Raw genomic sequence first — 23,796 nt, 5'->3', positions numbered from 1 at the left:
CAATTACAGGTGACAGGTTTTACTTAATTGCTGCTTTCCAACTTGTCCCGGCAGGCACTTTTATATCCACAAAGGATATTATCTGCCCGTTGTTATCCGTCTGGTAGCTGGCTGCCATGGCCACGCCCTGTACCAGGATACGATCATGCTTCCCTGCAAAAGCCGCCCGCCAGCGCAACGGCTGTTTACCTGAATGCTGAAAGACAGTTTCTTTTCCTTTATGCGTCACCGTGACAGTCGTATTCATCACCCCTAGTCCGCGCACTGTAGCGGTATCAGCAGCCTGGCCCCGGTAAAGGGTGGTAATGCGCCGCTGCGGTGCATCCGGTTCTATCCCCATCAATCCGCGGACAATCCCTTCCACCACGCCGAAAGACACTTCAGGATACTCCCTTCGTGGGGTAGTTGGGTCGGACAGCTGCAAAAGGTACCCGCGAGCCTGCTGCCAGTACCCTTGCTGATAGCAGATCACCGGCAGGTAGGAGGTCGTTTCCACATTCCACCGGCCAGCCAGCAAATGGGCCATCGTCTGCCTGCTTCGGGCGGTATCTTTCAGCGCATCGAACCACAGCAGGAACATCTCCCCTTCTCCTGTTCCAAATTCGCCGGCGCCGTTATACCATGTGTAGTAGCGTTGATCGCCGCTATTCCACCAATGGGCATCTATTTTCTCCCGGTATTGGCGGGCCATGCTTTCATACCGCGCAGCTTTGGCTACATCGTTATTTAGTCGCGCTATCGCCGACAACGAAGACAAACCGCGGTAGATGGCCGCTATCAGGTCGACTCCCATTTTAAGGTCCGGTACATTTTCTACGTAGGATGCCAGCCCACGGCATCGATGAAAATAATCCTGCTTATTGAAAGGCGTTGGCGCATTCGGATGCAGCGGCCGCGTGAAAAGAGAATCCGGCTGCAGTACCCATCGATGGATATATTCGTTCGCCGTTTTATCAAAAAAATGCGTAAATACCGGATGCTGTATGTACGATTTGTCGCCGGTCCACTTGTATAGCTTCCAGCAGGCAAACAGCAGGTCGAAATTAGCGTTCAGGTTGTACCAGAATTCGCGGTCGTTGCGATAGTCTTCCGGTGCAGGAAGCGCCCATTTGTTGATCTCCCAGTACGAACACCAGTCTCTTTTTTCCGCGATATGCGTAGCGAAAGCACGCAGCATGTTACGGTTCTCTTTGTCCAGCCCGCAGATAGCGGCGCCGATGGTCTGATGCGCTACATCACGCATACAAAAAGCGTTACGCGCAGGCAGCGCGGCCTCATACCACGGGCCTGCCGGATCGGTGGCATTACCGCGGTAATGCTGTACCATACCGGCCGCCCAGCGATACGCCTGCTGCACGGCGGTATCAGTAGTCGTAAAAACAGCGCCCTGCGAAAATGCAGTGAAGCAGCAGCTGAGCAGCCAGCTTATGATCAGGAATCGTTTCATGTATATTATTGCTTTAACCGGAACATCACGATATCATGTGGTTGAATCACGGTGTTGAACGGTTTTTTCGTAGTGCCTTCATTTTTACCTGTCCACACGTTGTACAGGGTATAATGAACATCCTGTTTCAATGCATGGTGGAAGATATTGTCCACCACAGCGGTCTCTTTCCAGTTAAAATGCACCGTGGCATCGTGGCTGCTTCGGTTCAGGAAACAAACGGCCCAGTCGCCGTGCTGCAAGGGTTTGAACCATATCTGCAAGCTGTCTTTATCAGAAAATTTAAAGCCCTGTATACCTAAAGGGTCCTGGTCGATGGCGATCACGTCTTTGTTGGTAAGGATGGCTTTGGTAGCGGGCGTCATTTTCCGGATATCGTTACCGGCCATCAGTGGAGCGGCCATCATGGCCCAGAGGGAGAAATGAGTCCTGTCTTCCGTATAAGTCATCCCGTTACCTACTTCCAGCATGTCCGGATCATTCCAGTGACCGGGGCCGGAATAACGGCGGAGGCTATCCTGTATATCGGCGATGCGCATTACGCTGAGGGCGTCCCAGGTACCGTGGCTGTGTACGGAGTCAAACACCTGCCAGATATCTTCGGTGGTGCGCCACAGTTGGCCCACCGGGGCGCCCCACTCCCATGGCTTGTTTACGCCCCATTCGCACAGACTGAAGATCATAGGGCGGCCGGCTTTGCGCAACGCATGGCTCATGGTGGTATAAGCTTCTTTAGCGTTGATGCCGTGGGTATTGCACCAGTCGTATTTGAGATAATCGATGTCCCAGGCGGCATAGTTGCGTGCATCCTGGTACTCATAACCGCGGGTGCCGGGGTACTTGGCACAGGTGAGCGTGCCGGCGCAGTTGTACATGCCAAATTTCAGGCCTTTGCTGTGCACATAGTCCACCACCGCTTTGAGGCCATGGGGGAACTTCTGCGGGTCGGGGACCAGATTTCCGAGGCTGTCGCGCTCCATGGCCATCCAGCCATCGTCGAGCACCAGGTAGGTATAGCCGGCGTCTTTCATGCCGGAAGACACCAGGATATCCGCCGTTTCCATGATCAGCTTTTCGTTGATGCCCGTCTGGAAGGTATTCCAGCTGTTCCAGCCCATAGGCGGCGTAGGCGCCAGCCCTTCAAATTTCTGTGCCGTGGAGATATGCGTCAGCGCCAATGCCAACACGTTCCATATCAGTTTTTTCATTTTTTCTTTGTGAGATGATGAACAATTAATCCTGACAAGTGGCCGCCGCTTTCTCCCGAAGGGAGCAGCCCAGCATCGCTTCCGGGCCTATGCCGAGGTAACGTGGCGTGCCGTTGGCATTGACCACGGTGCCCGCCATAAAGTCGCGGTACCAGTCCATCCACGGGAAAACGTAGTTATACATTTCCGCTGCGTGGACGGCGAGGCCGTCGCCGGCTTTGCGCGGCAGTTGCAGGCCCTTGTCCTGGTAGAAATTTTCCCCGACGGTATGCAGCCATTCGTGCAGCCATACGCCGGGGTCATTCGTTTTGTAGTAGTTGATCCTGTCGGCCAGGCTGGCCGCTGCGTCGAACTTGATAGTAACGAATCCTGTTTTGATACTTTCTTTGAGCGGGTTGGTCCATGCCAGGCCGAAGTAGTTGCTTTTAAAGTTACAGGCGCCTTCACTTTCGCGCCAGAAAACGAATACGCAGTCATAAGCGCCGGGCTGTATTTCCGGCATCATTGCCGCGATGGTGGAAGGTTCCACGGTAAAGTTACCATTTGGCGAACGTGTAAGCGTTACCGGTAGTGTGATGTCTTTCCTCACAACATCCCAGTGAATGGTGTTGTACGCATACTTCTCAAAATGTTGTTGGATGCTCCATTGAAAAAAATCGTAGCCCATGTTCAGCTCCGTCTGCGAGAAATGTGTACTGCATTCGCCGGAGGAGGTAATGCCTTTTGTCTCGTACAGTCCTATCCAGAGAGCTTTCCATACTTTGGGAGCGGGTTTGTCTGCCGTAGTAAAATTCAATGTGGCGGCGCCGGTGACATGGCTTTCCTTCCGCAGGTATTGCCATGAATTCCGCAAAGCCACGCCTACTATATGTTTCCCGCTGGCGACAGCGATGCTGCCGGGCGTCTGTACGCCGGTATAGGCGCCGTCCAGGTAGATATATCCTGTTTCCGGCGCGGTAACGGCGATTTGTATTTTGTCATGCTGATCGCTACCACCGGCGGGGGCAGTGCTTTTTTTGCACGCCCCCAGTATTACCAGCAGTAGTGTCATTATGCATCGGTGTTTCATGCTACTGATCACTTTAATGGTTATCATTTATATCCTGGATTCTGAGGCAGGTTGGTTCTTCTGATTTCATCGCGGGGAATAGGCAGGAGGTAGTGCTCCGGCTTAAACACACGGTCCTGTACTTTGATGACGGTATACGTTTTAGTACCGTCAGTGTTCTTTACGATCTTCATACCATTCAGCGGCTTGTTTTCCGTTTCACCGGCGATTTTCCAACGGCGTACATCGTAATAGCGATGTCCTTCCAAGCATAATTCCACCTGCCTTTCATTCTGTATTTTTTTCAGCAGGGCGGGACCGCTCAGGGTACCCGGCAGATTGGTAGCGATGCCGGCGCGGTGGCGCAGCAGGTCCAGCACTTCACGGGCTTTGCTTTCATTGCCGAGGTGAAATACTGCTTCCGCGTAGTTCAGATATATCTCGGAGAGCCGCGCTACCACCCATATTTTATTGGTTTGCGTTTCTACCCGGTAGTTATAGGTCGTATCCTGGTATTTGCGAAAGCTGTAGCGGGTGTAGCTGGCGTTCCAGGTGTCCCATCCTCTTTCGGAGTCGAGGCCGCCTTCATAGGTTTCCACCACGTTGCTATGACCTGCATCGTAACGGTCCTTGAAGTAGTCCGGTTTACCGTAAGGACGGCCGTCGCAGATAATATCCTGGTAGAAGCGCGGATCACGGTTGGCGTACGGGTTCTGCGGATCATAGCCGGAAGCCGGATCGGAGATATCTTTTCCGTCAGCCATACCGAAAGCATCTACCAGGGCCTGACTGGGGGCAAAAGAAGACCAGCCGCGGAAACCGTTGGGCGCCAGGAACATTTCCACGCCCTGAAAAGCATCCCACTGGTATTGTTTATTGGTGGCCCGGGTCATGATCAGCTCTGTGTTGTAGGTGGTAAACAGGTTAGGGTACGCACCGGTAAACAACTGGTAGTTGGGCATATCGATCACCGCTTTGGCAGCATCAGCTGCTTTTTGCCATTTGCCCTTATCGTCAGCGCTCCATTGCAGGCTGGCGGCGTACAGGAGTACCCGTGATTTTAAGGCGAGGGCAGCGCCTTTGGTAGCCCTTCCCAGTTCAGCCGCGCCGTTGCTGTAGCTGCCGGGCAGCACTGCCGCGGCGGCATCACATTCTTTCACGATGAAAGCTGCGCACTCATCATAGGAGCTGCGTGACATGTTGTACTGGCTGTTCAGATCGAATGGTTTTGTCACCAGTGGCACGCCGCCGTAGTCGCTGATGAGTTTAAAGTAGGCGTAGGCACGCAGATAGGTGATTTCGGCTTTCAACTGGTTGCGCAGGGCGTCGTCGCCGGGCACACCATCGATTCTGGACAGGAAGAGATTACAATCCTGGATACGCTTGTACGTTTCCGCCCATATGTCAAAGTTATTCAGGTTGTCCGGTGTGAGGGAACCTGAATTCATAATGGTCGCATTGTAATCGTCGAAGCGGTTGAAAGCCTCATCACAGGCGGAGGAGAGGGCCCATGACCGGTTGCTCAGGTGGTCCCAGTAGTGGCCGGCATTGGGCAGTATACTATATTGAAAATCGGCAAATGCTTTAGCGAGGCGCAGGTCTTTCCAGACAGATTCATCTGAAAAGGAATCCAGTGGCACTTTATCCAGTACATTTTTCTGACAGGCTGTAAAAAACAATGCAATAAATAATGCAGCGCCTATTCTCCGGTATGTTCTTTTCACGGTAAATTGATTTAAATGTCATAGAAATGATTACAGGCCGATGCTGATACCAGCGCGATAGATCCTTGTCTGCGGGTAACCGGTACCAGTGATATTGTTGGTTTCCGGATCGCGGTAGAATTTCTTCATCTTATCGACGGAGAAGAGGTTGAAACCGCTTACAAATACCCGGATGTTTTCGATACCGATGCTGCGGTACAGGTTTTTCGGGATGTTATAGGATATCTGCGCGGATTTCAGGCGGAGAAAAGAAGCGTCTACCAGCCAGAAATCGGCATATACGGAGTTCCTTGGATCTTTGGAATTGAAAGCCCTTGGATATTCCGCATTCGGGTTGTCCGGTGTCCAGCGGCCATCATACAGCCATTGTGGCGGGGCCACCACGGCACCCTGCATCTGCGGAAGAATCAGTTGTTTGGCTTCTGTTTGTCCGGCCCATACCAGGTCTACGGCGAGGCCTTTGTATTCCGCGCCCATGGTGACTCCGAACACGATCTTCGGTGTGGCGGACTCCGGGATGCGTACCTGGTCATCGTAGGTGATGGCGCCGTCTTCATTTTTATCCACCAGCCAGAGGTCGCCTGCTTTAGCGCCGGCCATATGGGGGGATTTATCTACTTCTTCCTGTGTATGGTAGATCCCATTGGTTTCAAACACTACCCATGAATCGATCGGAAGGCCGGTAGACTTCTGATAGGCCGGGATATTGGCCGCTTCGTCGCGGAACAGCACCTTACTTTTGGCATAGGTGAAGTTGACACCCACGTTGTATTTGACGGCACGGGCCTGACCATTGTAGTTCACGATGAAATCAAAGCCCCTGTTCAGCGTTTTGCCAATATTTTCATCCGGCAGGGTAAGACCTGTATACAACGGTACAGAAGCGTTTCTTGGCGCCAGGATGTCTTTGCGCAGATTGCGGAAATAATCTACGGTCACGCTTAAACGATTATTGAACAATACCGCATCCAGACCGAAGTTACGCGTGTCCTGCTTTTCCCATGTGATGTTGGCATTGGGTACGGAGGCCAGATAAAGCGCGATGGATTCTGTATAGTTGGGGCCAAAGTAGGTGTTGTATTCTTTAGGGTAGGAGAAATAGGAGGAGCTCATGTTGCTTACCAGCGAATAACGGGCCAGGTAGAGGTATTTGGCCACCGCGTCGCTTCCCATGATGCCCCACGACGCACGCAGTTTGAGGTTGTCCACAAACTTCACCTTGTCTTTGAAGAAATTTTCTTCAGAGATACGCCATCCGAGGGATACGGAGGGGAACATGCCCCAGCGCCTGTCTTTGGGGAAGTTGAAGGAACCGTTGTAACGGGCTACCACTTCCGCGAGGTATTTATCGGCATAGGCGTAGGACACACGACCCAGGTAACTTTCGCGGCCATCCTGGCTGGCGGTGCCGTTGGCGTTCTGGTCAACAGTGCCACCGGAGAAAAGCTGGTCCAGCTGATCGCTCAGCAGATTTTTGCGGAAAGCGATCGTCTGCCGGTAAGAAGATACGGTTTGTTCATATCCGGCAAAGGCATTGATGTTATGTTTACCGAATGATCTCTCGAAAGCGATTTTATAGAAATAGGTGTTCTCATTAAAAGAGCGCTCATCCTGGGACAGGCTGAGGATCGCCGTGCTGGGTTTCTGGTTGTTGTACGAATTGGTAGTGAGGCTATAGGTATAGGCATCCCAGGGGCGGGTGAAATTTTTTTCGCTGCGCTGGCGGTAATCGAAAGCGGCGTAACCGCTGATGGACAAGCCTTTCAGGATGGCGGGCAGTTGCCAGTCGAACCCTATTTTAGGCTGCACAAAGAGGTCGGTCACGTTATCATACCCCGGTGCGGAAGACGTCATGGTGTAGGGATTGCGGCCGTTGGAAATACCGGCGGAAGGGAATCCGTTTGTCCAGTGTACGGGGATAAAAGGGTACATGCTGACCGTTTCATGCAGGATGCTTCCGGCGGAGAGCGCGGGGTATTGGCGGTCTTCTTTTCTGGCAGCGATATCCAGCGTCAGCTTCAGGTTTTTGGAGATAGATGCGTCGATGTTGGAACGCAGGTTATAATTTTTGAAGTTCTCGTCGCTGTTGGCCCAGTTGCTTTGCTGCGAGAGGTATTGGCCGGAGAGGAAGAATTTCACCGCGTCGCTGCCTCCTCTCACGGAGATGCTGTGGTTGGTTTGGGGTGCATTTCTCCGGAATACGGCCCGTTGCCAGTCGGTGCTGGTATAGTTGGGATCGTTGCCGGCTTTGTATTTTTCGATATCGGCCTGTGTATAGGGGATCGTAGTGTTTTGGTAGGTGCTTAGCTCATTATAGTAAGTCATGTACTGCCATGCATTTACGCGGTGGTCCATGCGGGTGAGCTGCTGGATATCGTAGGTACCTTCGTAGGTGATGGTGGGCCTGCCGCTTTTACCTCTTTTGGTGGTGATGAGGATCACACCGTTGGCCGACCGCACCCCGTAGATGGCAGCAGAAGCATCTTTCAGTACGGTAACGCTTTCGATATCATTGGGGTTGATACGGTCCATGTTCCGGTCGGGGATGCCGTCGATGATGATGAGGGGTGCTGTGCCGCCGCTGAAGGAGTTGAAGCCTCTCACGTATACGGAAGAGTAGTCGTCACCGGGGCGGCCGGAGCGGTTGTTGGCGATGACGCCGGGGATATGGCCAGCCAGTCCGTTAGACACATTGGCCGTGGGCACCCGGGCAATTTCCTCTCCTTTGATGGTGGCCACGGAGCCGGTGAGGGTGGCTTTTTTCTGGGTGCCGTAGCCTACTACCACCACTTCCTGCTGCTGTGCCACAGACCTTTTCAGCTTCACGTCGAGGTGTGTCCGTTTGCCGATCACCACTTCCTGTTTTTCCATCCCGAGGAAAGTGAAGACGAGTATGCCGGACGAGTTGTCGGGCACGTTGATCTGGAATTCACCGTTATTGCCGGTGACGGCGCCGGCGGAGGCGCCTTTCAGCTGGATGGTAACGCCGATGAGCGGCTCGCCCGCCTCGTCTGTCACGCGGCCGCGGATGGTGGCGGCCGGGGCGACAGGACGGTCATTATCTGCCGGGGTCGCTGATGCCGGTTTGCGGAGGATGATCGTTTTATCGATGATCTCGTAGGTGACCGGCTGATCCCGGAAAACCTGTTTCAGCACTTCCTCTACCTGGGCGTTGTTTACTTCAACATCTACCTTGCCGGCCTGTAGCAGCAGGTTGTTGTTATAAACAAAATTGTAGCCGACCTGCCGGCTGATCGCTTTGAAGACTGTTCTGAGCGGAACATTTTTCAGTGAGAGCGTGATCGTTTGGGCGTTGGTAGCGGCATGTACCTGCAGCATCAGCGCCAGCATAAGAATAGATGTCAACTTCATGATCAACCCGATTTTGGCCATGAGTGCCCTTTGCCGTTCTGGTTTACGGGCATGGCGGTCTTTCAGTAATGTGGAATTACAAAGAACATTTTGCATACTTTTGTTAAAGTTTGGATGTAAACAATTAGCAGTCCCGAAAACGATTGTATAAGTGTCCTGATCCAACAATCCGCCGGGTGGTGCCGCGAACACCTCCCGGTTTTTTATTGCATCTGATCACTGCGCGAATGGTTGTTGCTCTTTACTTTTTTACGATGATTGTTTTTTCATTGACTTCAAAATGAACGCCTCCGCTTAGTTCCAGGAAGCGCAATAGTTTGGACAGGGGCACATCCCTGGATATTTCTATACTATAGGTATCGGTAATCCGGTCTTTAAAGACCACCTGTATATCGTACCATCTGCTGATCTGTCGCATAATATTTTCCAACGGGATGTCATTACAGGAGAAACGGCCGTTTTTCCAGGCCATGAGTGCTTCCGTATCCACATTGTCCAGCACCCGGATATTTTCTTTTGCCTGCGCCTGCCCGCCGGGCTTCAACATTACGGAGCGTCCCTGATGGGCTACCTTTACGCTGCCTTCCAGCAGGGTGGTATTCACCGACGCTTCGTCCGTATAGGCGTTCACGTTAAATCGGGTACCGAGCACCGTTACTGTTGTGCCGCGCGCTGTTACCGTAAAAGGCGCTGTTGCCCGGGGCGCCACTTCGAAATATACTTCCCCGGTAACCTCCACGCTTCTTTCTCCGGCGGGGAACGCGGCCGGAAAATGCAGTGATGAGGCGGCGTTGAGCCATACTTTGGTACCATCAGGCAGGGTAATGCGGAACTGGCCGCCACGGGGCGTGGTAACGGTATTATATACCACAGCTTTGCCGTTGGCGTTGGTACCGTTATAATCCAGCTGTCCGTTGTCCGTCTGTGAAATAGTAACATTCCCCTGCTGTGCCAGCGTTCCCCTGGCGGCGCTGTCGAGCGTAATACGGCGGCCATCGGCCAGTATCAGCACGGCTTTGTTGGCGCCGGGCAGTACATCCTGGTGGGTCAGCGCCGGCGCGTGGCTGGTCCACCGGTGACCAGCGGCGAAATACGCCGCCACCCCTGCCAGCACAATCACCATGGCGGCTACAGCGGCTCTCCACAGGCTGGTGCGGCGTTTTACCGGCTGCAGCGCCGTAGCTGCTTCCTGCTCCGCCGCCTTTTGCAGGATGTTCCGGAAAATAGTATCCTTCTGCGCGGCGTCGGCAGGTGCCGCATAAGCACCGCTGGCCAGCGCCTGCTGCACCACCTGTAAAAGCGTATCGTGTTGTGTGTCCTGTTGCAGGTGCACGATCAGTTCCTTCAGTCCTTGCGGAGAAAGGTTGTTATCGAGATAACGCTGCAGCAGTGTTTTCAAATGAGCCTGTTCCATGGGCAATGGTGGTTGCTGTGTCTATAAAGACATCGGTAAAAGGTGGTGGTATGAGTTGGAAGTAAAATTTTTTTTTCAACGGGCGGTCATCGCCATAAAATAAAAGAGAAGCAGCGTTTCGATGGTAGCATGTTGCCGGAGATAATTGCGGATAAGGTGTAATGCTTTATTCATATGACTTTTCACTGTATGACGGGAGATGTCCAGAGCATCCGCGATCTCCTCCTGGCTAAGGCCCTGTTGCCGGCTCATGCAATATACCGACCGCTGCTGCGGCGGCAGTTGATCCACCGCTTTGGCCACCAGTGTTTCCAGTTCATGGCATAGCAGGCGTTTGTCCGGTGTATCGGCCGTCGTCAGGTGCTGGGCGGCATAGTCCGGCAAATGGTCTGTAAAAGAAGCGAGCTGTATTTTTTTACGGAAAGTATTGAAAATATGGTTGCGCGCTATCATAAACAGATAGCCTTCAAAATTCTCGACAGCTGCCAGCTTATCCCGTTTAAGCCACAGTTTCACGAAAACGTCCTGCGCCATCTCCTCCGCCATGGTAGCCGATTTGGTCAGTGCCAAAGCAACGCCGTACACGGTATCCCAATATCGGTCGAAGAGTGTCCGGAAAGCCGTTTCATCACCGAGGGCCACTTTTTTAAAAAGGGCCGTATCATCATATAGTTGGACGGTTGGCAATGTTCAGACAGATAAAACCGGCCGGTCATCCTTAAAAAACCATCCGGTATGCGATCAATTATTTTGGTTGTAAATTTCTTCCAAGGTATTAAATTTAGGGGGAAATCAAAGTACGCCCTTCTTAGAAATTATCCGCTTCTTCGCAGATATTATCCTCCGGGAACATCTCAAAAAGTGACTTTTTGCAGCTTTTTTCCTGAAAAGTATCAACGCTACCGACGCCGTGGCTGGCTAACTTTGCACCCGGTATGAACGAAATAACCGCAAGCCCGACGTGGTATGTAAATGATGCAGCTTTTGACTGGCTGTACCCGCAACGTATTCAGCAACTATCAAGACGGCACTGGACACCGGTGGAAGTAGCCCGCAAAGCGGCCCGTTTCCTGTCTGCCGGCTCAGGCGACCGCATCCTCGACGTAGGCAGCGGCGTCGGCAAATTCTGCCTGATCGGTGCACACCACTACCCCGAAAGCACTTTCTACGGTGTGGAACAACGCAGGGAACTGCACAATTTCGCCCGCTCCGCACAACGGCTGACCGGCGTTGAAAACGCCCAATTTATCCATGGGAATGTTACCCAGATAGACTTTGACGATTTCGATCACTTTTATTTTTACAACGCCTTCTTCGAGAACCTGGCAGAGGACGGGCATATTGACCAGGACACGGAATATTCCGCGAGCCTGTACCACTACTACTGCCGGCAGATGTTCCAGGGGCTGGCACACAAGCCGGGCGGTACACGGGTAGTCACTTTCCACAGCCTGGAAGACGAGATGCCGCCCAGCTATCAGCTGGTAGACGCCAGCGTGGACTTCCTCCTGAAAATGTGGGTAAAACGATCATAAAAAATATTATCATGGTAACAGAGAGACATATATCAGACATTATTGAAGCACTAAAACAGGCGGAAGACAAACAACAGGTAACACAGATCGTTTCCGGCATTACCCACGATGACATAGCAGCTCAACTGCAGTCATGGCTGGAAACTCAATCCCCACTGGAATGGGACAGCACCCAATGGAGCAGCTTTCGTTATGCGCTGATCTGCCTGCGGGGATGTCCCGAACTGCAATAAAAGCGCTATTGGTCCATGCTGCGCCATACCGGAAAAAAAAGAAGTTACAAGCATAACCTACGACTGGCGGTACTGTTGTGTTTTACCGCAGGGATGGTAAACGCGGCGGGGCTTTTTGCCTTCGCCGTTCTTACCACCAATGTCACCGGTCACGCCGCACTGCTGGCCCATAAGCTGGCCAGCGGTGATTTCAGGGCGGCCCGCATGGTAGGGTTATGGCTGTTGCTTTTCCTCGCAGGCGCATTTTTCTCCAGCATTTTCTCCGGCAAAACCGGCCCTTTCAGGCGATGGGGTTATGTGATACCCATCCTCTGCGAAATGATTATCCTTATACTGGTGGGCACATTCGGGCATACCTATGACCAAAGTATTTTACAGACAGAATATTTTGCAGGCAGTCTCCTGTTTGCCATGGGTATGCAGAATGCGCTGGTGTCCACCATCTCAGGGTATGTGGTGCGCACCACGCACCTGACCGGTATGTTCACCGATCTCGGGATCGACCTTCACAGCGTACTATTCCATCCGCATCAGCACAACAGCGATGTCAGGAAAAAAATTATTCTCCGGCTGGCCATCATCTTCTTTTTTCTGGGAGGAGGTATTGCGGGCGGGTATGCATTTCTCCGGCTGTCTTACTACACTTTTTATCTGCCGGCAGGCGTGCTGGTCATCGCTTTGTTTTATGATCTTTTCCGCGTACGGCTGCGGAAAATGGTGCGGCGTATGCATACGCCTGCGACCGGGTAACTCAAGGGTAACTGGCTATCGCCATCAGTTTATCCACATCGCGGATAATGATTTTGCGGCCCCGTGTTTCCACCAGCCCTTCTTCCCTGAAAGCTGTCAGCACGCGGATCACATTTTCACGGGCCGTTCCTACCAGGTTGGCGAGGTCTTCCCGGTTCAAACTGATGACATCGTCCCTGAACTTCTCCCTGATAATCAATAGCTGCAGCGCCAACCGCTCTCTTACTGTTTTCTGGGCGAACATGGTCAGGTTATTCACCAGTACGGCAAACTCATGACTGAGCGTTGTCAGCAGCCGGTTGGTCAGCAACGGCGACTGGTCCAGTGCGGCGAGAAAATCTTCTTTAGGGATAAAAGCGATGGTGCTCTTTTCGAGGGCTGCCGCGGTGTCGGGGTAACGTTCTTCAGAGAGCACCGCATGATAACCTACCAGTTGCCCGGTATGGGCCAGGTTCACGATCTGTTCCCTCCCTTCCCTGTTTGCCTTGTACTTTTTTACTTTGCCTTTGACAATATAAAATATCCCGGAAGGGAAAGCCCCTTCGCGGAAGAGGATTTCATGCGGAGCGTACACCCGCTCGGTCTTATGGGCCGTAAGCCGGTCGTACACCTCCTGCGGGAGGTCCACCAACACAGACTCATTGCTGAAATCCCACTGATGTATCGGGAAGGCGCCTTTCATTGCGGTCAAAACTAGCATTTTAAAATTAAAATTTACCTTTGTCCTGCTATGAGTTTATCAGGCCTTTTTCCCATCGATAAGTGGAATTTCCGCTCCCGGTCCGTGTTAAGCAACCTGCCGGAAGAGGAACGTGCTGCCCTCACCTCACTGATGACCACCCAGCGTTATAACAAGGGAGAAGTGATTTTCCGGGAAGCTGCGCCCGCCTTCGGCATCTACTATATTCAAAAAGGAAAGGTAAAAAAATACCGGACGGATAAAGCGGGGAAAGAACAGATCATCTATGTGGCCAACACCGGTGAACTGGTAGGTTATCATGCCATCCTGGCGGGAGGCAAATACCCCGACAGCGCCGCCACGCTGGAAGAAAGCACCATCGCTTTTATCCCTAAAGATGATTTCCTGCAGCTGCTGGCCCGCTCCGCCAGCCTCGCACGACGGTTGCTTAAAACGCTGAGTCATGAATTTACCGTACTGACCAACAGTATCTCCGCTTTCACCCATCGTTCCGTACAGGAGCGGCTGGCCATCACCCTGATCGTTTTACGGGAAAAGTTTAAAGATGAAACACCGGCGGGTGAAGACATCCTTATCCAGGTGCCCCGCACCGACCTGGCCAATATGGTAGGCACCGGCGTAGAAAATGTGACGCGCTTTTTATCCGCCTTCAAACAAGCCGGTGTACTGACCATCTCCGGTAAAAAAATCTGTATCACCGACGTAAAAAAACTGGTGGATATTTCCGGCTGCGGTGAGCCGTTACCGTCGTAGCCACTTACAGGAAACGGGGTAACTCCTTCATTGAGTAAAATATCTCCGCACCTGCCTCCTGCAGATAAGCAGCACTGTGTTCACTGGCATATCCCAATGCCCGGAAACCGCCGGCCTTAGCCGCCTGTATGCCAGCGAGGCTATCTTCCACCACGGCGCAGGTTCCTGCCGCTCATCACACGTACCGCCTCCTGTTCATCCATCGTCACGCCGTATTGCGCCGCCAGGTCCGGTAACACGTGGATACCGATAATTTCACTGTCCACCAGGACGCCATCACAATCGAATATGACGCATTTTATCTTGTTTGTACTCATATAGCTGTTGTTCGTACCATAAAGATAATTGTGGTACGGTTATTTCTTACATTCAGTATCACCCAATACCAGTGTTATGAAAATCATGCTTATGCTAATGACAGCCTTCATGATAAGTAGCTGCGCCACCACTTACAACAGTCGATTCACTTCCGCAGACGTAAAACCGGGAATTAGTAAACAAGCCGTTATTGCCCGCTTTGGGAAGCCTTTCAAAAAAAGCTTCGAACAAATCGGGGATGTACTGTATGAAGACTTTTACTACAAGGAAACCATCTACAAAGATTACTGGTTCGAGATCAATAACATCCTGCATTTCCAGGACGGGAAACTGGTTTCCCTGGAGCAGGGAGAAGAGAAGAAGTTATATCAACAAGTTCCTGTAGTGAGGGTACAACGCTAGTCTTCAGGTAATTCGGCGGTCCGGCGTTTGCCGCTTCCACTTCTGTGCAATCTTCGCCGCGGTCTCAATCATAGCAGGGTCCCAGTTTTCGATCTGCCAGGCGGAATGCGCCAGGGAAGACGCTTGCAGCGCTTTCATGGTGGCTTCGAAAGAAGCCGCTGTTTCAAGGATCTGCGACAGTTCCAGCTGCTGCCGGTACAGCGTTTCGTCTTCCCGGGCTTGAGCCGGTATCCGCAGCGCTTGCGGCAGGAAAGTGTTCAGCGGGGCGGTGTTTGTGTTTTTGTTCTTAAGAAGCTGGTCCATGCGGAGGAAATCGTTGCCGAAGGCTGACCGGCTTTCTTCCGTGGCCAGTCCGGTCCCCAACTGTTCCAATACCACATATTTAAGCGAGGGACACAGGTCTATCGCTTTATCGAGATAATTAAAGACGACCTCAGGTACTGCATCATCGTGAGTGTCGCGGCGGACAGTCTTTCCTGGCGCGGCTTCCGACTCGTGCCAGCTGCCACCGGAAATATGTATTTCCCGGACACGGTGCAGAGGATACAATGCTTTCAGCGCATCGAAAGAAAGATCAAAATTATGGGCCTGGCAGTAGAGATTATGCAGGTCGAGGATGATAAATCCATTGACCGGTTCCAGTAACTCGTTGAGGAAATCGCCATGTTTTTTTACTTCTTCCAGTGAATAGGAAAAAGCCAGATTCTCCAATCCTACCGGGCATTCGCAGGCATCCTGCATACGCTTCAGCCGATCGCGCCCGATATTGAGCGTCACCGGCGTATAAGGAATATTCAATGGTGCGCCGTGGTGAAAATCTTTGCCGGTCATAAAACCAAAATGTTCAGTCACATGATCGAAGCGGTAATGACGGCTGACGGTCTTCAGATGGTCCAGCCATTGTTGTTGCTCCGGCAACCATCTCCCGGAAAAAAGAGAGAAAAAGACACCATGACCGATCAACCTGTTTTCTTGGCTGAAGGCGGTCAACAGCTCTTCAAACCAGGCAGGCACGTTCTCCACGGCATACAGCGCATCGAAGGACCATTCGATGGCTTCAACCCTGGCCGCCTCCATCAAAGGAAGGCAGGCGGCCAGGATGTTGTTGTCAAGATTACAGGCTACTGTTGAAATTAATTCCGGCACTATTCACGTTTTACTTAACCCATTCCGCAAGCGGGGCAGCCGTCGCCTGCCAGCTGTGGCTTTGACGTGTCTTGTTTTGCCGGAACGGTGTCGCCTTTTGTTTCTTTTTTCTCTTCCCGGGTGGCAGGAGCTTTGGGTTCATTACAGGAGGGCGCGGTTTGGAGCGTAATACCCGCCAGGATGGCTCCCAACAGTGATTTTGACAGATTCATTATTTGGGCTTTTGAATGAATGAAAAAGATTTAATCGTTAAACGGAATACCAGGACAAAATGTTACCCTTTGAATTTTCCGGGAGACACGCCGAACCTTTTGCGGAAGGCTGTACTAAAATTATTGGGGCTGGTATATTCCAGCAGATAGGCTACTGTGCTGACCTGTTCTCCTTCCCTGCAATAGTTTCCGCGCCTTTTCCATCTGAAGTTGATGGATGTAGCCGAATACGGTATCCCCAAACACACGCTTAAAACCATTTTTTAGTTTAAAAACGTTTAATCCCGCCTGGCGGCTCAGCTTACGGAGAGAATGGTCCGTTTCCGGTTCTTTATCTATGAGTTCTTTAATAAAATAAAGTTTCTCTATATTTCCCGAACTTGGTAACTGACAGGTATGGATAATGATTTGCACGTAAAGATAAAGGAAGGAGGCGTTAATTAACAAGCCCCAAATTATCGTGTATTATTTAGTGCTGTATCATAGCAGCAGGCAGCTACTGATCTGCGCCCATAAGGATAAATTTATCATTATAGGCCGCGCCGGCCGAAATGGATATATTTGAAGCACCAAATGTAACCGTGCCTTATGTATGTCAAAAAGTTACCCGAACTGGATTATGGCGTTGCCACGACCATCAAAGCCCTCGGCGGCAAATGGAAAGCCTGCATACTGGACTGCATCCATCTGGGCATACGGCGTCCCAGCGAACTTTGCCGCAATATCCCCGGTGCTTCTCTTCGGGTGCTCAGCCAGCAGTTGAAGGAACTGGAAGCCTGTCATATCGTTTATAAAAAAGTATATGCGGAAGTACCGCTACGGGTGGAATACTACCTCACCAGCTGGGGTGAATCCCTGTGGCCTGTTATCGTGGCCATGAACGAATGGGGCAATGCCTACCTGCACCATCACTGCGACAGCCTGCCACAACCCAACGCCGCTCCCTGTGAAGAATCGTGAGCTTAGCCATGTTCTTCCTGATGATTGAACTGCCACAACACATTGACAATCTTCCACTCCCATTGAGTTTCACCAGGTGCATGTAGTCTATCCACTCATCGGCATACAACTTCGCGGAAGCCGTCTGTGTGCTCACATCCAAACATATTTGTTGATGTGGGGAAGGTATCAACGAAAATGGAAAGTGGGGGTTACCGTTTGTGGAAATTAAACTACTTCTTCACCACCCTGAACCCCAGATTACTAAACGACGCTCCGCGTTTAACACTACCTATGTCCACAGAATTAAAAAAGCTGCAGGCGTTTTTACTGCACCACCAGGAACCACCGCGGGCGTGCACTACCCTGCTGCCGGCTTTGTCTGTCGGCAGGCGGCCTTCGCAGTATTCGAAGACGTTGCCATATACATCATACATTCCCCAGGGATTGGGTTTAAAACTGGCCACGGGAGAAGTGTACATATAACCATCAGTGCTATCGGCCTGAAGGTGGTCGCGGCCCTTCCATACGTTGGCATAGCTGGAAAGCGGCGTCATTTCATTTCCCCAGAAATAGGTGGTAGGCGCACCAGCACGGGAAGCTATCTCCCATTCGTCAAGGGTGGGTAACCTTACGCCCGCCCAGTCGCAGTAGGCAATGGCGTCGCGGTAACTGATGGTTGTTACAGGATGGTCCATCTTATCTGCAATGCCACCCCGGGTGATGCCGTTGGGATAGCGCCAGAAAGCGGTGCTATCTTCCAGCCAGCGAAACTCACGCAGGCCGGGAATGAATACCAGCGCGTTTTTCCGCCGCTCTGCATCGGTAACATAACCGGTGGCCTGCACAAATTTCTCAAAGTCGGCGTTGGTCAGTTCAGTGGCAGCAATGTCGAAACCGTTGGTGTGAACCGTCCGCAGCGGATTGTTGATATACCCCTTTCTGCCGAGGGAATAGTCGCCGGCCGCCACATGCACGAAGCGCTGCGACTGGCCATTAACAGCATTTACCCCGGCCAGCAACAGCAGGACCGGGGTAAATCGTTGCAGACAATATGTTAAAAAGCCGCTCATTTACGGACGGTATTATAATAATCGGTGGCTCTTTTGATAATCAGGTCTTCGTTGGCCTTGTTGTAGTCGATATACGACTGGTAGTTGGCATCCGCTCCATACAACTTACGGAACGACTGAGACTCCATGAAGGGTCTATATTCATTGTTCTTCATCAGCAGCATCAATAACGTCAGCAGGTCGCGGTCTTTCTTGTCCCTGTTGTACACCTCTATGATATAAGGGATCAGCTCCCTGCCATTGATTTCCACGATGGCCATTTTGTAGTTGGCGCCCATTCTTTTGCTGCGGTCGGTAGACTCTTTGATCAGCGCCATCACGGAATCGCGGTTGCTGATCATAAACTTGACCTGCCGGTCGCTCCACACGCTTTCGCTAAAACCGTCCGCCATCATGCCGAATATTTTTTTGTCTTCGTCCTGGATAGGTGGACGTACATCACAGTTCTGAGCGTTGATTTCCATGTGGATCATATGGTAGGTAAACTTCTCCCGAAGAGAAAGGGACATATAATCTTTGTTGCTCATAGGGGAACTGTCATCTTCTGCATAAGGGATCTTTCCGATCAGCGCTGTTACCCTGGCCAGGCCATAGGGCGGTACCGTTAACTTGTTCCTGTAAGTTCCATAGGCCTTGCTAGAATTGCTGGGGGCTCTCCATTCCGCCCCTTGTTCCTGGGCAGAGAGGTGTAAACATCCTAAAATGGCGGTTACAAACATCAGATATTTCATGTATTCGTGTTTAGACTGCTAAAATAATACATCTCTACATTATTTAACTCTTCGGGATTCACTTTCCAGACCGGAGCTGCGTTCCCTGACTTTTGCCAGCTTCACGTTTCCAAACCGGTAACTGAAGCCTAGCCTTAACTGACGTGAATCGTCATATCCCTTGTTACGATAGTACAGGCCGTCGAAGTCGCGGACGCCGTACCAGCGTGCCGTCTGAAAGAAGTCGTTGATACCGATGCGCACGGTGCCCTGGCCCTTCAGGACTTTCCGCTGCAGACCGACGTTCACCTGCCAGTTATGTTTACTTCGCTGGAAGCCACCGTAGATATCGGGCGACTGGTAGTTACCACTGACTTCCGCCTGCGTCTTTTTATCAAGATCGAATACCTGTTGCACATTTAGTTGTACGGTATTGATGCTGAGGTTTGCCCGCCTGCGCTCATCGAAGGTGAGCAGGTTTTGCTTGTAAAATGCGTTCATATTAGCTGAAATGCTCCACCACGGCAACGGCGACACGTTGGAGGACAGGCTGAGCGCCAGTAAATGCTGTGAGCCCACGTTCTTCGGCGTCATCACCATTTTGTTTCCATCAATGCTGTCCGATACCGACACGAACATATCACGGCGACGAGTATACGTTAAAGAGGCTGACAGAATACCGGTAGCGTTATAACCCACAGTAACACTGTTGGAATACTGTGGCCGCAGAAAAGCGTTCCCCTGCCAGGAGGAGAGTTCATCCAGCTGGTAAGCGAACGGGTTCAGATCTGTATAGGTAGGGCGATCGATTTTCCGGTTGTACTGCAGGGAGAAGTGATGCAGCTCCGACGGATGAAAAGATAGCTGCATGGATGGAAAAAAGTCGAGGTAACGGTTGTTCACCTGCTGCGTGGTATCTTTAGCCGTAGCCTGGCTTTTAGCGTGCAGCACGCCATCCGCTGCTGTCTGCTCCACCCGAAGCCCTGCCTGCAGCTTCCATTTTCCCCACAACTGATCAGCCATGGCATAAGCAGCATACACCTTTTCATCGTAGCGGAAAGTATTGCTCCGGCGTTCGTTCAGGTAATCCGTTTTGTCTCTCACATCAAAAATCTGCACCCGGTTGTCACTCACCACGGCATTGGCCTTAACGCCTGCATAAATTTTACCGCGGGACACCGGCTGTTCATAATCGGCCTTAATACCATAGATATTGATATCACTGTTGTTAAAAGTACGCAGTGTGTATTGATCTGTTGCGGTGACACTGTCTGCTTTCAGAAAATGGTTATACAGGATATTTTTGATACGGGCCCGGTAATAACCGTAATCAAGGTCGGTGGTAAACAGGCGGCCGGAGGTATCTTTGTACTGATAGTTGACATTATAATTTTTCCAGTTCTGTTTTTGGGAATAATAGTCATTGGTAGCCTTCAGCATGGAGGTCAGTTGCCCGGTGGCTGCATCCGACAGATAAGTGGTGGTATTGGTCATCCCGGGGCCGAAGTACAGATTGGCGTTCATCATTACCCCGACAGTATGGCGGCGGCTGATGTTATAATCTGCTCCCAGTTTAAAGTTAACCGGGTTGCGCATGTCCACATCTTTCGTACGGTTATCGATGATCTCTCCTTCCTGTACCCGGTAAAAATCATATTCCATATTGTGATACCCGAAGTAGTGGTTGTAGTTACCGTACAGGTTGAATTTGCCGGTGCGGTAGTTGAGGTTCAGCGCTCCTTCCGTTTTTGGTGTTTGCCCGAAATGTATACCAGCGGCGACATCCCCGTTAAGCCCGGAGGCGGTGTTTTTCTTCAGGCGGATATTGATAATACCGCCACTGCCGGCTGCATCGTATTTACCGGACGGATTGGGAAGCATTTCTATGCTATGGATGTTGGCGGACTGTAATGATTTGAGTAATGCTGCCAGCGCGTCGCCCTGCATGTAGCTGGGCTTGCCGTCGATATACACCGTTACGCCCGATTTCCCGTTCAGGGAAATGCTGTTGGCGGGATCTACCATCACGCCGGGCGATCGTTTCAACAGTTCCAGTGCGTTGCTTCCCATGGCATTAACGCTGTTGCTTACATTGTAGATCACTTTGCCTTCTTTGAATTCTACCGGCTTCTTTTTAGATACGATAGTTATTTCTTTCAGTTCTTTAATGGTTGAGTCTTTCTTTTGCGCAGTTACGCAGGCGGGTAAACTGGCCAGCACCAACAAGATAAATTTATGCATACAATACAGTCAAAGCGCACAAAATACAGCAGGGATATGGATTTTAATAACCGCTTATAAAAAAGGCCGGGAGTAACTCCCGGCTGTTAACCATCATTTCTCATCAGTTGTAAGGTCGGTTATTTGCCGCCGTATTTCTTTCAGGTATTTACCGTAATAAGATTCCAGTGTACATTCGGTGGCTACGGCCAACAAGGTTACTACCGTTACAAAAAATGCCGCTATTCCAAGGACTGCATTTATCCGCAGTTTTTCTTCGATGCGTTTCAGGAGAAAGGGAGCATCTATCAGGCCGTACAGGGTGGCGAATCCGAGCATCATCACCAGTATGATGTAGGTATAGGACCTGTACATCTCGATGTGGACCTTGATTTCATAATAGGTGCTGTATAGATGTTCCCTGGTAGACAAGTCAGCGGTAGACAGCTGCTGATAGAACCGATAGAATTTATACAGGTAGTATCCACAGATGGCCACCAGCACCGCATAGAGGCTGTAGTAGCCAATGGTTGCCATCGGGCTGAGTGTAAAGATGCGGGGCAACATAGACAGGAAACACAAGCCGATAACCTGAAGGCCGCCTTCTTCTCTCATGTTTTTACGGATCTTGTTTAATGGTTGACAGGCAGCGGCGGTAGTTAATGGAAGATGCATATGTAGTATTTTTTCTGGTATATAAAATCAGTTAATAACGGGTGTAACGGTATAGCCTTTAGCGCGGAGCAGGGTGATAATGCCTGACTTACCGGCCAGATGCCCCGATCCTACCGCGAAGAAGCAGCTGGTGTCCTTCATCATAGCCGGCATTCTGTTGGCCCAATTGGCATTCCGCTGGTCCAGCAGCCAATAGCTCATTTCAGCGTCGTTCATTTCCAGCTGCAGCATTTCTATATCTTCCGCTTTGTATGCGTTCACCATGCGGGCGGTGGTACGTTGCAGCGTATCAATAGTTTTGAGGTATTTGAAACAATATTCGTCGGAAAATCCCTTGTTCATATAGTCTACCTGCTCCTGCATGGATTCCAGCACGGCAAACTTCAGCTGTCTTTGTTGCGCCTGCTGATAAAACAACGCTTCCTGGCTGACCGGCTGAGCGCAGGTAAATCCCAACCTGGCAAACACCCCTACCAGCGCGCTCAGCCTTATGCTGTCAAACCGTTTCATGGACACGCCCATTTTTACACGTAGCAGGGAATCAATGAACGCATATCTTTCTTTGGTAAGCCGCTGGCTTTGAGGAATGTCGGACATGACCGACTGTTGGGCGATCTGCAGTTCAGCGGCATCAAAAATATTTGCTTCTATCACCAGCTGGCCGGCGCCGGCGAATGCCTGCTTTACTTTTTCCATGATGATAACATCATCTTTACAAAGCTGATGGAAGGTACCAAACAGGTAAGAGGGCTGACTGAGCCCGTTGCCGGTGATTTTCCACAACACGGACTTCTCTGCCGGCGGCTGGGTGGCAGCTTTGGCGGCAGTAAGGGAACATACAATAATAATGGCGAAGGAGAGCAACTGTTTCATTTTTCAAAAGTTTATTTACAGTATTAGTTGCTGCAGATAAACTTTCGTTACAGTTTTCTCAAAAAAAATTTAAAAAAATTTCCGGCACTAAGAATAGTGCCGGATCAGATTCTAAGTGGATACAGTTCAGATATCTATCATTTCCTGTGCAGCTTCCATAGGTACGTCTGTTCCTGCGTCGATCACTCCTATGAGTGAGTATTTTCCTTTGGGTATATTATCAGGTATTACGAATTCCACCACTCGTCTCTGTTCCGGGAACAGGGGGAATATGGGTACATCGATCTTTGTTTTATCGCCTGTGGCGATGTTGGACAGTTCCAGATAGCTGGTGCATTCCAGTTGCACCGTCCCGGTATTCTGGCACACGATGTGACATATCCGGGCGCTGGTATCGGCGTGGTCGAAGGAGAGTATTTTTACATCTTTATAAGTCAGGGACGGAGGCGTCTGGTAAAGATGTACTCCTACCCTCACTTTATTGTTCACATTGGTCTTCAGCCCGCTGGCAGATTCTACGACCTGTTCCTCCGTGGTTTCGAGAAAGAGCATGGTCCATTTCATTTCGCCGGTAGCGCCGGCCGAATCGGGAATCTGCATTTTGATCGGTATATCTACGGTCTGTCCCGTGTCTATCTCCACAAATGACCTGTCCAGTTTTACCCACCGGGCGCAGGAGCGTTCCACAGATCCGGGCGCCGTATAAACATGTGCGCCCAGCGAATCCCTCACCCAATCGGAGAGATACAGCGTAAACTGTTTTTTCTTGTTAAGGTGGTTAACGATATACACGTGAGCGGTGCCCGTTTGTCCGCTGTTCAGTTTAAAGTCGATCGTAGACGGCTTTATCGTCAGCCCTCTTTTAACCGTATCGGCGGCGGCTTTGACCGGGCCTCCCAGCACGGACGGCATACCGGCAGGCATTCGTATTTTACTGGTATCAACAGCCGGCGGCATATACCCGTTTTTTTTACCGGTAGTATCCTGGGCTTTTATAAATAAGACGCTGAACAACAGGAATAATAATAGCATCAACTGTTTCAT

The 23,796-nt window shown here is 51.1% G+C and carries 25 protein-coding genes; 6 read left to right on the top strand and 19 right to left on the bottom strand.

Annotated features, from left to right (window positions below; translation table 11 throughout):
* Positions 1-19: 19 nt before the first annotated feature.
* The 7 genes from B5D63_RS00915 to B5D63_RS00885 all read right to left on the bottom strand — a co-directional run bounded on the left by B5D63_RS00915 (position 20) and on the right by B5D63_RS00885 (position 10,900).
* Positions 20-1,447 (bottom strand): glucosidase family protein, encoded by a 1,428-nt coding sequence (locus tag B5D63_RS00915; protein WP_078666910.1) that lies wholly within the window; start codon positions 1,445-1,447, stop codon positions 20-22.
* 5 nt (positions 1,448-1,452) lie between these two features.
* Complete coding sequence (locus B5D63_RS00910; protein ID WP_078666909.1) at positions 1,453-2,655, bottom strand: glycoside hydrolase family 27 protein; 1,203 nt, start codon at positions 2,653-2,655, stop codon at positions 1,453-1,455.
* A 25-nt stretch (positions 2,656-2,680) separates the two neighbouring features.
* A complete protein-coding gene (locus B5D63_RS00905) occupies positions 2,681-3,706 on the bottom strand; it encodes a hypothetical protein (protein ID WP_078666908.1) in 1,026 nt (341 codons plus the stop codon).
* 41 nt (positions 3,707-3,747) lie between these two features.
* On the bottom strand, positions 3,748-5,427 hold the full coding sequence (locus B5D63_RS00900) for a RagB/SusD family nutrient uptake outer membrane protein (RefSeq protein WP_078666907.1): 1,680 nt from the start codon (positions 5,425-5,427) through the stop codon (positions 3,748-3,750).
* Between the two features lie 30 nt (positions 5,428-5,457).
* Positions 5,458-8,895 carry a TonB-dependent receptor gene (locus B5D63_RS00895; protein WP_078666906.1) on the bottom strand — a complete coding sequence of 1,146 codons (3,438 nt, stop codon included), beginning with the start codon at positions 8,893-8,895 and terminating at the stop codon, positions 5,458-5,460.
* Positions 8,896-9,040: 145 nt separating this feature from the next.
* The gene (locus B5D63_RS00890; protein ID WP_078666905.1) at positions 9,041-10,213 is read right to left on the bottom strand and encodes a FecR family protein; all 1,173 of its coding nucleotides are present in this window, start codon (positions 10,211-10,213) and stop codon (positions 9,041-9,043) included.
* Positions 10,214-10,288: 75 nt separating this feature from the next.
* The gene (locus B5D63_RS00885; protein WP_078666904.1) at positions 10,289-10,900 is read right to left on the bottom strand and encodes an RNA polymerase sigma factor; all 612 of its coding nucleotides are present in this window, start codon (positions 10,898-10,900) and stop codon (positions 10,289-10,291) included.
* A 248-nt stretch (positions 10,901-11,148) separates the two neighbouring features.
* Between B5D63_RS00885 and B5D63_RS00880 the strand changes: the two genes are divergently transcribed.
* The 3 genes from B5D63_RS00880 to B5D63_RS00870 are packed head-to-tail and all read left to right on the top strand — an operon-like array spanning position 11,149 to position 12,731.
* A complete protein-coding gene (locus B5D63_RS00880; RefSeq protein WP_078666903.1) occupies positions 11,149-11,748 on the top strand; it encodes a methyltransferase domain-containing protein in 600 nt (199 codons plus the stop codon).
* Between the two features lie 11 nt (positions 11,749-11,759).
* Positions 11,760-11,981 carry a hypothetical protein gene (locus B5D63_RS00875; protein WP_078666902.1) on the top strand — a complete coding sequence of 74 codons (222 nt, stop codon included), beginning with the start codon at positions 11,760-11,762 and terminating at the stop codon, positions 11,979-11,981.
* A 15-nt stretch (positions 11,982-11,996) separates the two neighbouring features.
* The gene (locus B5D63_RS00870) at positions 11,997-12,731 is read left to right on the top strand and encodes a YoaK family protein (RefSeq protein ID WP_078666901.1); all 735 of its coding nucleotides are present in this window, start codon (positions 11,997-11,999) and stop codon (positions 12,729-12,731) included.
* A gap of 1 nt (position 12,732) precedes the next feature.
* Here B5D63_RS00870 and B5D63_RS00865 read toward each other — a convergent pair whose 3' ends face one another.
* Positions 12,733-13,413: a Crp/Fnr family transcriptional regulator gene (locus tag B5D63_RS00865; protein ID WP_235021491.1), complete on the bottom strand. Its 681-nt coding sequence runs from the start codon at positions 13,411-13,413 to the stop codon at positions 12,733-12,735.
* 48 nt (positions 13,414-13,461) lie between these two features.
* Between B5D63_RS00865 and B5D63_RS00860 the strand changes: the two genes are divergently transcribed.
* Complete coding sequence (locus B5D63_RS00860; RefSeq protein ID WP_078666899.1) at positions 13,462-14,184, top strand: Crp/Fnr family transcriptional regulator; 723 nt, start codon at positions 13,462-13,464, stop codon at positions 14,182-14,184.
* 4 nt (positions 14,185-14,188) lie between these two features.
* Here B5D63_RS00860 and B5D63_RS34885 read toward each other — a convergent pair whose 3' ends face one another.
* Positions 14,189-14,335: an HAD family hydrolase gene (locus tag B5D63_RS34885; protein WP_159455846.1), complete on the bottom strand. Its 147-nt coding sequence runs from the start codon at positions 14,333-14,335 to the stop codon at positions 14,189-14,191.
* On the bottom strand, positions 14,325-14,501 hold the full coding sequence (locus B5D63_RS34520) for an HAD family hydrolase (protein WP_143312719.1): 177 nt from the start codon (positions 14,499-14,501) through the stop codon (positions 14,325-14,327). Before B5D63_RS34520 ends, B5D63_RS34885 begins: the two co-directional genes overlap by 11 nt.
* A gap of 76 nt (positions 14,502-14,577) precedes the next feature.
* Here B5D63_RS34520 and B5D63_RS00855 point away from each other — a divergent pair, with 76 nt between their 5' ends.
* Complete coding sequence (locus tag B5D63_RS00855) at positions 14,578-14,904, top strand: hypothetical protein (protein ID WP_143312718.1); 327 nt, start codon at positions 14,578-14,580, stop codon at positions 14,902-14,904.
* Between the two features lie 3 nt (positions 14,905-14,907).
* Here the strand turns inward: B5D63_RS00855 and B5D63_RS00850 are convergent, their stop codons facing one another.
* The 3 genes from B5D63_RS00850 to B5D63_RS35675 all read right to left on the bottom strand — a co-directional run bounded on the left by B5D63_RS00850 (position 14,908) and on the right by B5D63_RS35675 (position 16,522).
* Positions 14,908-16,050, bottom strand: coding sequence for a multinuclear nonheme iron-dependent oxidase (locus B5D63_RS00850; RefSeq protein WP_235021434.1), 1,143 nt, complete (start codon positions 16,048-16,050; stop codon positions 14,908-14,910).
* 14 nt (positions 16,051-16,064) lie between these two features.
* Positions 16,065-16,262: a chryseobasin-related MNIO class RiPP peptide gene (locus B5D63_RS00845; RefSeq protein ID WP_078666897.1), complete on the bottom strand. Its 198-nt coding sequence runs from the start codon at positions 16,260-16,262 to the stop codon at positions 16,065-16,067.
* A gap of 62 nt (positions 16,263-16,324) precedes the next feature.
* On the bottom strand, positions 16,325-16,522 hold the full coding sequence (locus B5D63_RS35675) for a helix-turn-helix domain-containing protein (protein ID WP_143312717.1): 198 nt from the start codon (positions 16,520-16,522) through the stop codon (positions 16,325-16,327).
* A 328-nt stretch (positions 16,523-16,850) separates the two neighbouring features.
* Between B5D63_RS35675 and B5D63_RS00835 the strand changes: the two genes are divergently transcribed.
* Positions 16,851-17,222: a winged helix-turn-helix transcriptional regulator gene (locus tag B5D63_RS00835; RefSeq protein WP_078666895.1), complete on the top strand. Its 372-nt coding sequence runs from the start codon at positions 16,851-16,853 to the stop codon at positions 17,220-17,222.
* A 212-nt stretch (positions 17,223-17,434) separates the two neighbouring features.
* On the opposite strand, the gene B5D63_RS00830 is transcribed toward B5D63_RS00835, so the two are convergent.
* The 6 genes from B5D63_RS00830 to B5D63_RS00805 all read right to left on the bottom strand — a co-directional run bounded on the left by B5D63_RS00830 (position 17,435) and on the right by B5D63_RS00805 (position 23,796).
* Entirely contained in the window at positions 17,435-18,274 is an 840-nt protein-coding gene (locus B5D63_RS00830) for an SUMF1/EgtB/PvdO family nonheme iron enzyme (protein WP_078666894.1), read from the bottom strand.
* On the bottom strand, positions 18,271-19,005 hold the full coding sequence (locus B5D63_RS00825) for a hypothetical protein (protein ID WP_078666893.1): 735 nt from the start codon (positions 19,003-19,005) through the stop codon (positions 18,271-18,273). The genes B5D63_RS00830 and B5D63_RS00825 overlap by 4 nt, the downstream gene beginning before the upstream one ends.
* Before the next feature lie 39 nt (positions 19,006-19,044).
* Positions 19,045-21,225: an outer membrane beta-barrel family protein gene (locus B5D63_RS00820; RefSeq protein WP_078666892.1), complete on the bottom strand. Its 2,181-nt coding sequence runs from the start codon at positions 21,223-21,225 to the stop codon at positions 19,045-19,047.
* A 93-nt stretch (positions 21,226-21,318) separates the two neighbouring features.
* Positions 21,319-21,879, bottom strand: a complete 561-nt coding sequence (locus B5D63_RS00815; RefSeq protein ID WP_143312716.1) for a hypothetical protein — start codon at positions 21,877-21,879, stop codon at positions 21,319-21,321.
* A gap of 27 nt (positions 21,880-21,906) precedes the next feature.
* Complete coding sequence (locus B5D63_RS00810; protein WP_078666890.1) at positions 21,907-22,752, bottom strand: TraB/GumN family protein; 846 nt, start codon at positions 22,750-22,752, stop codon at positions 21,907-21,909.
* 126 nt (positions 22,753-22,878) lie between these two features.
* Complete coding sequence (locus B5D63_RS00805; protein WP_078666889.1) at positions 22,879-23,796, bottom strand: hypothetical protein; 918 nt, start codon at positions 23,794-23,796, stop codon at positions 22,879-22,881.

It is taken from the genome of Chitinophaga eiseniae, from assembly GCF_900167135.1.
GTDB classification, from domain to species: Bacteria; Bacteroidota; Bacteroidia; order Chitinophagales; family Chitinophagaceae; genus Chitinophaga; species Chitinophaga eiseniae.
This window is presented reverse-complemented; position numbering and strand designations above follow the sequence as displayed.

Coding starts and splice junctions, on each gene's coding strand:
- B5D63_RS00915 (WP_078666910.1), bottom strand. CDS start 1,447: ATGAAACGATTCCTGATCATAAGCTGGCTGCTCAGCTGCTGCTTCACT.
- B5D63_RS00910 (WP_078666909.1), bottom strand. CDS start 2,655: ATGAAAAAACTGATATGGAACGTGTTGGCATTGGCGCTGACGCATATC.
- B5D63_RS00905 (WP_078666908.1), bottom strand. CDS start 3,706: ATGACACTACTGCTGGTAATACTGGGGGCGTGCAAAAAAAGCACTGCC.
- B5D63_RS00895 (WP_078666906.1), bottom strand. CDS start 8,895: ATGCAAAATGTTCTTTGTAATTCCACATTACTGAAAGACCGCCATGCC.
- B5D63_RS00890 (WP_078666905.1), bottom strand. CDS start 10,213: ATGGAACAGGCTCATTTGAAAACACTGCTGCAGCGTTATCTCGATAAC.
- B5D63_RS00880 (WP_078666903.1), top strand. CDS start 11,149: ATGAACGAAATAACCGCAAGCCCGACGTGGTATGTAAATGATGCAGCT.
- B5D63_RS00875 (WP_078666902.1), top strand. CDS start 11,760: ATGGTAACAGAGAGACATATATCAGACATTATTGAAGCACTAAAACAG.
- B5D63_RS00870 (WP_078666901.1), top strand. CDS start 11,997: ATGCTGCGCCATACCGGAAAAAAAAGAAGTTACAAGCATAACCTACGA.
- B5D63_RS00865 (WP_235021491.1), bottom strand. CDS start 13,413: ATGAAAGGCGCCTTCCCGATACATCAGTGGGATTTCAGCAATGAGTCT.
- B5D63_RS00860 (WP_078666899.1), top strand. CDS start 13,462: ATGAGTTTATCAGGCCTTTTTCCCATCGATAAGTGGAATTTCCGCTCC.
- B5D63_RS34520 (WP_143312719.1), bottom strand. CDS start 14,501: ATGAGTACAAACAAGATAAAATGCGTCATATTCGATTGTGATGGCGTC.
- B5D63_RS00855 (WP_143312718.1), top strand. CDS start 14,578: ATGAAAATCATGCTTATGCTAATGACAGCCTTCATGATAAGTAGCTGC.
- B5D63_RS00845 (WP_078666897.1), bottom strand. CDS start 16,262: ATGAATCTGTCAAAATCACTGTTGGGAGCCATCCTGGCGGGTATTACG.
- B5D63_RS35675 (WP_143312717.1), bottom strand. CDS start 16,522: ATGGTTTTAAGCGTGTGTTTGGGGATACCGTATTCGGCTACATCCATC.
- B5D63_RS00835 (WP_078666895.1), top strand. CDS start 16,851: ATGTATGTCAAAAAGTTACCCGAACTGGATTATGGCGTTGCCACGACC.
- B5D63_RS00830 (WP_078666894.1), bottom strand. CDS start 18,274: ATGAGCGGCTTTTTAACATATTGTCTGCAACGATTTACCCCGGTCCTG.
- B5D63_RS00825 (WP_078666893.1), bottom strand. CDS start 19,005: ATGAAATATCTGATGTTTGTAACCGCCATTTTAGGATGTTTACACCTC.
- B5D63_RS00820 (WP_078666892.1), bottom strand. CDS start 21,225: ATGCATAAATTTATCTTGTTGGTGCTGGCCAGTTTACCCGCCTGCGTA.
- B5D63_RS00815 (WP_143312716.1), bottom strand. CDS start 21,879: ATGCATCTTCCATTAACTACCGCCGCTGCCTGTCAACCATTAAACAAG.
- B5D63_RS00810 (WP_078666890.1), bottom strand. CDS start 22,752: ATGAAACAGTTGCTCTCCTTCGCCATTATTATTGTATGTTCCCTTACT.
- B5D63_RS00805 (WP_078666889.1), bottom strand. CDS start 23,796: ATGAAACAGTTGATGCTATTATTATTCCTGTTGTTCAGCGTCTTATTT.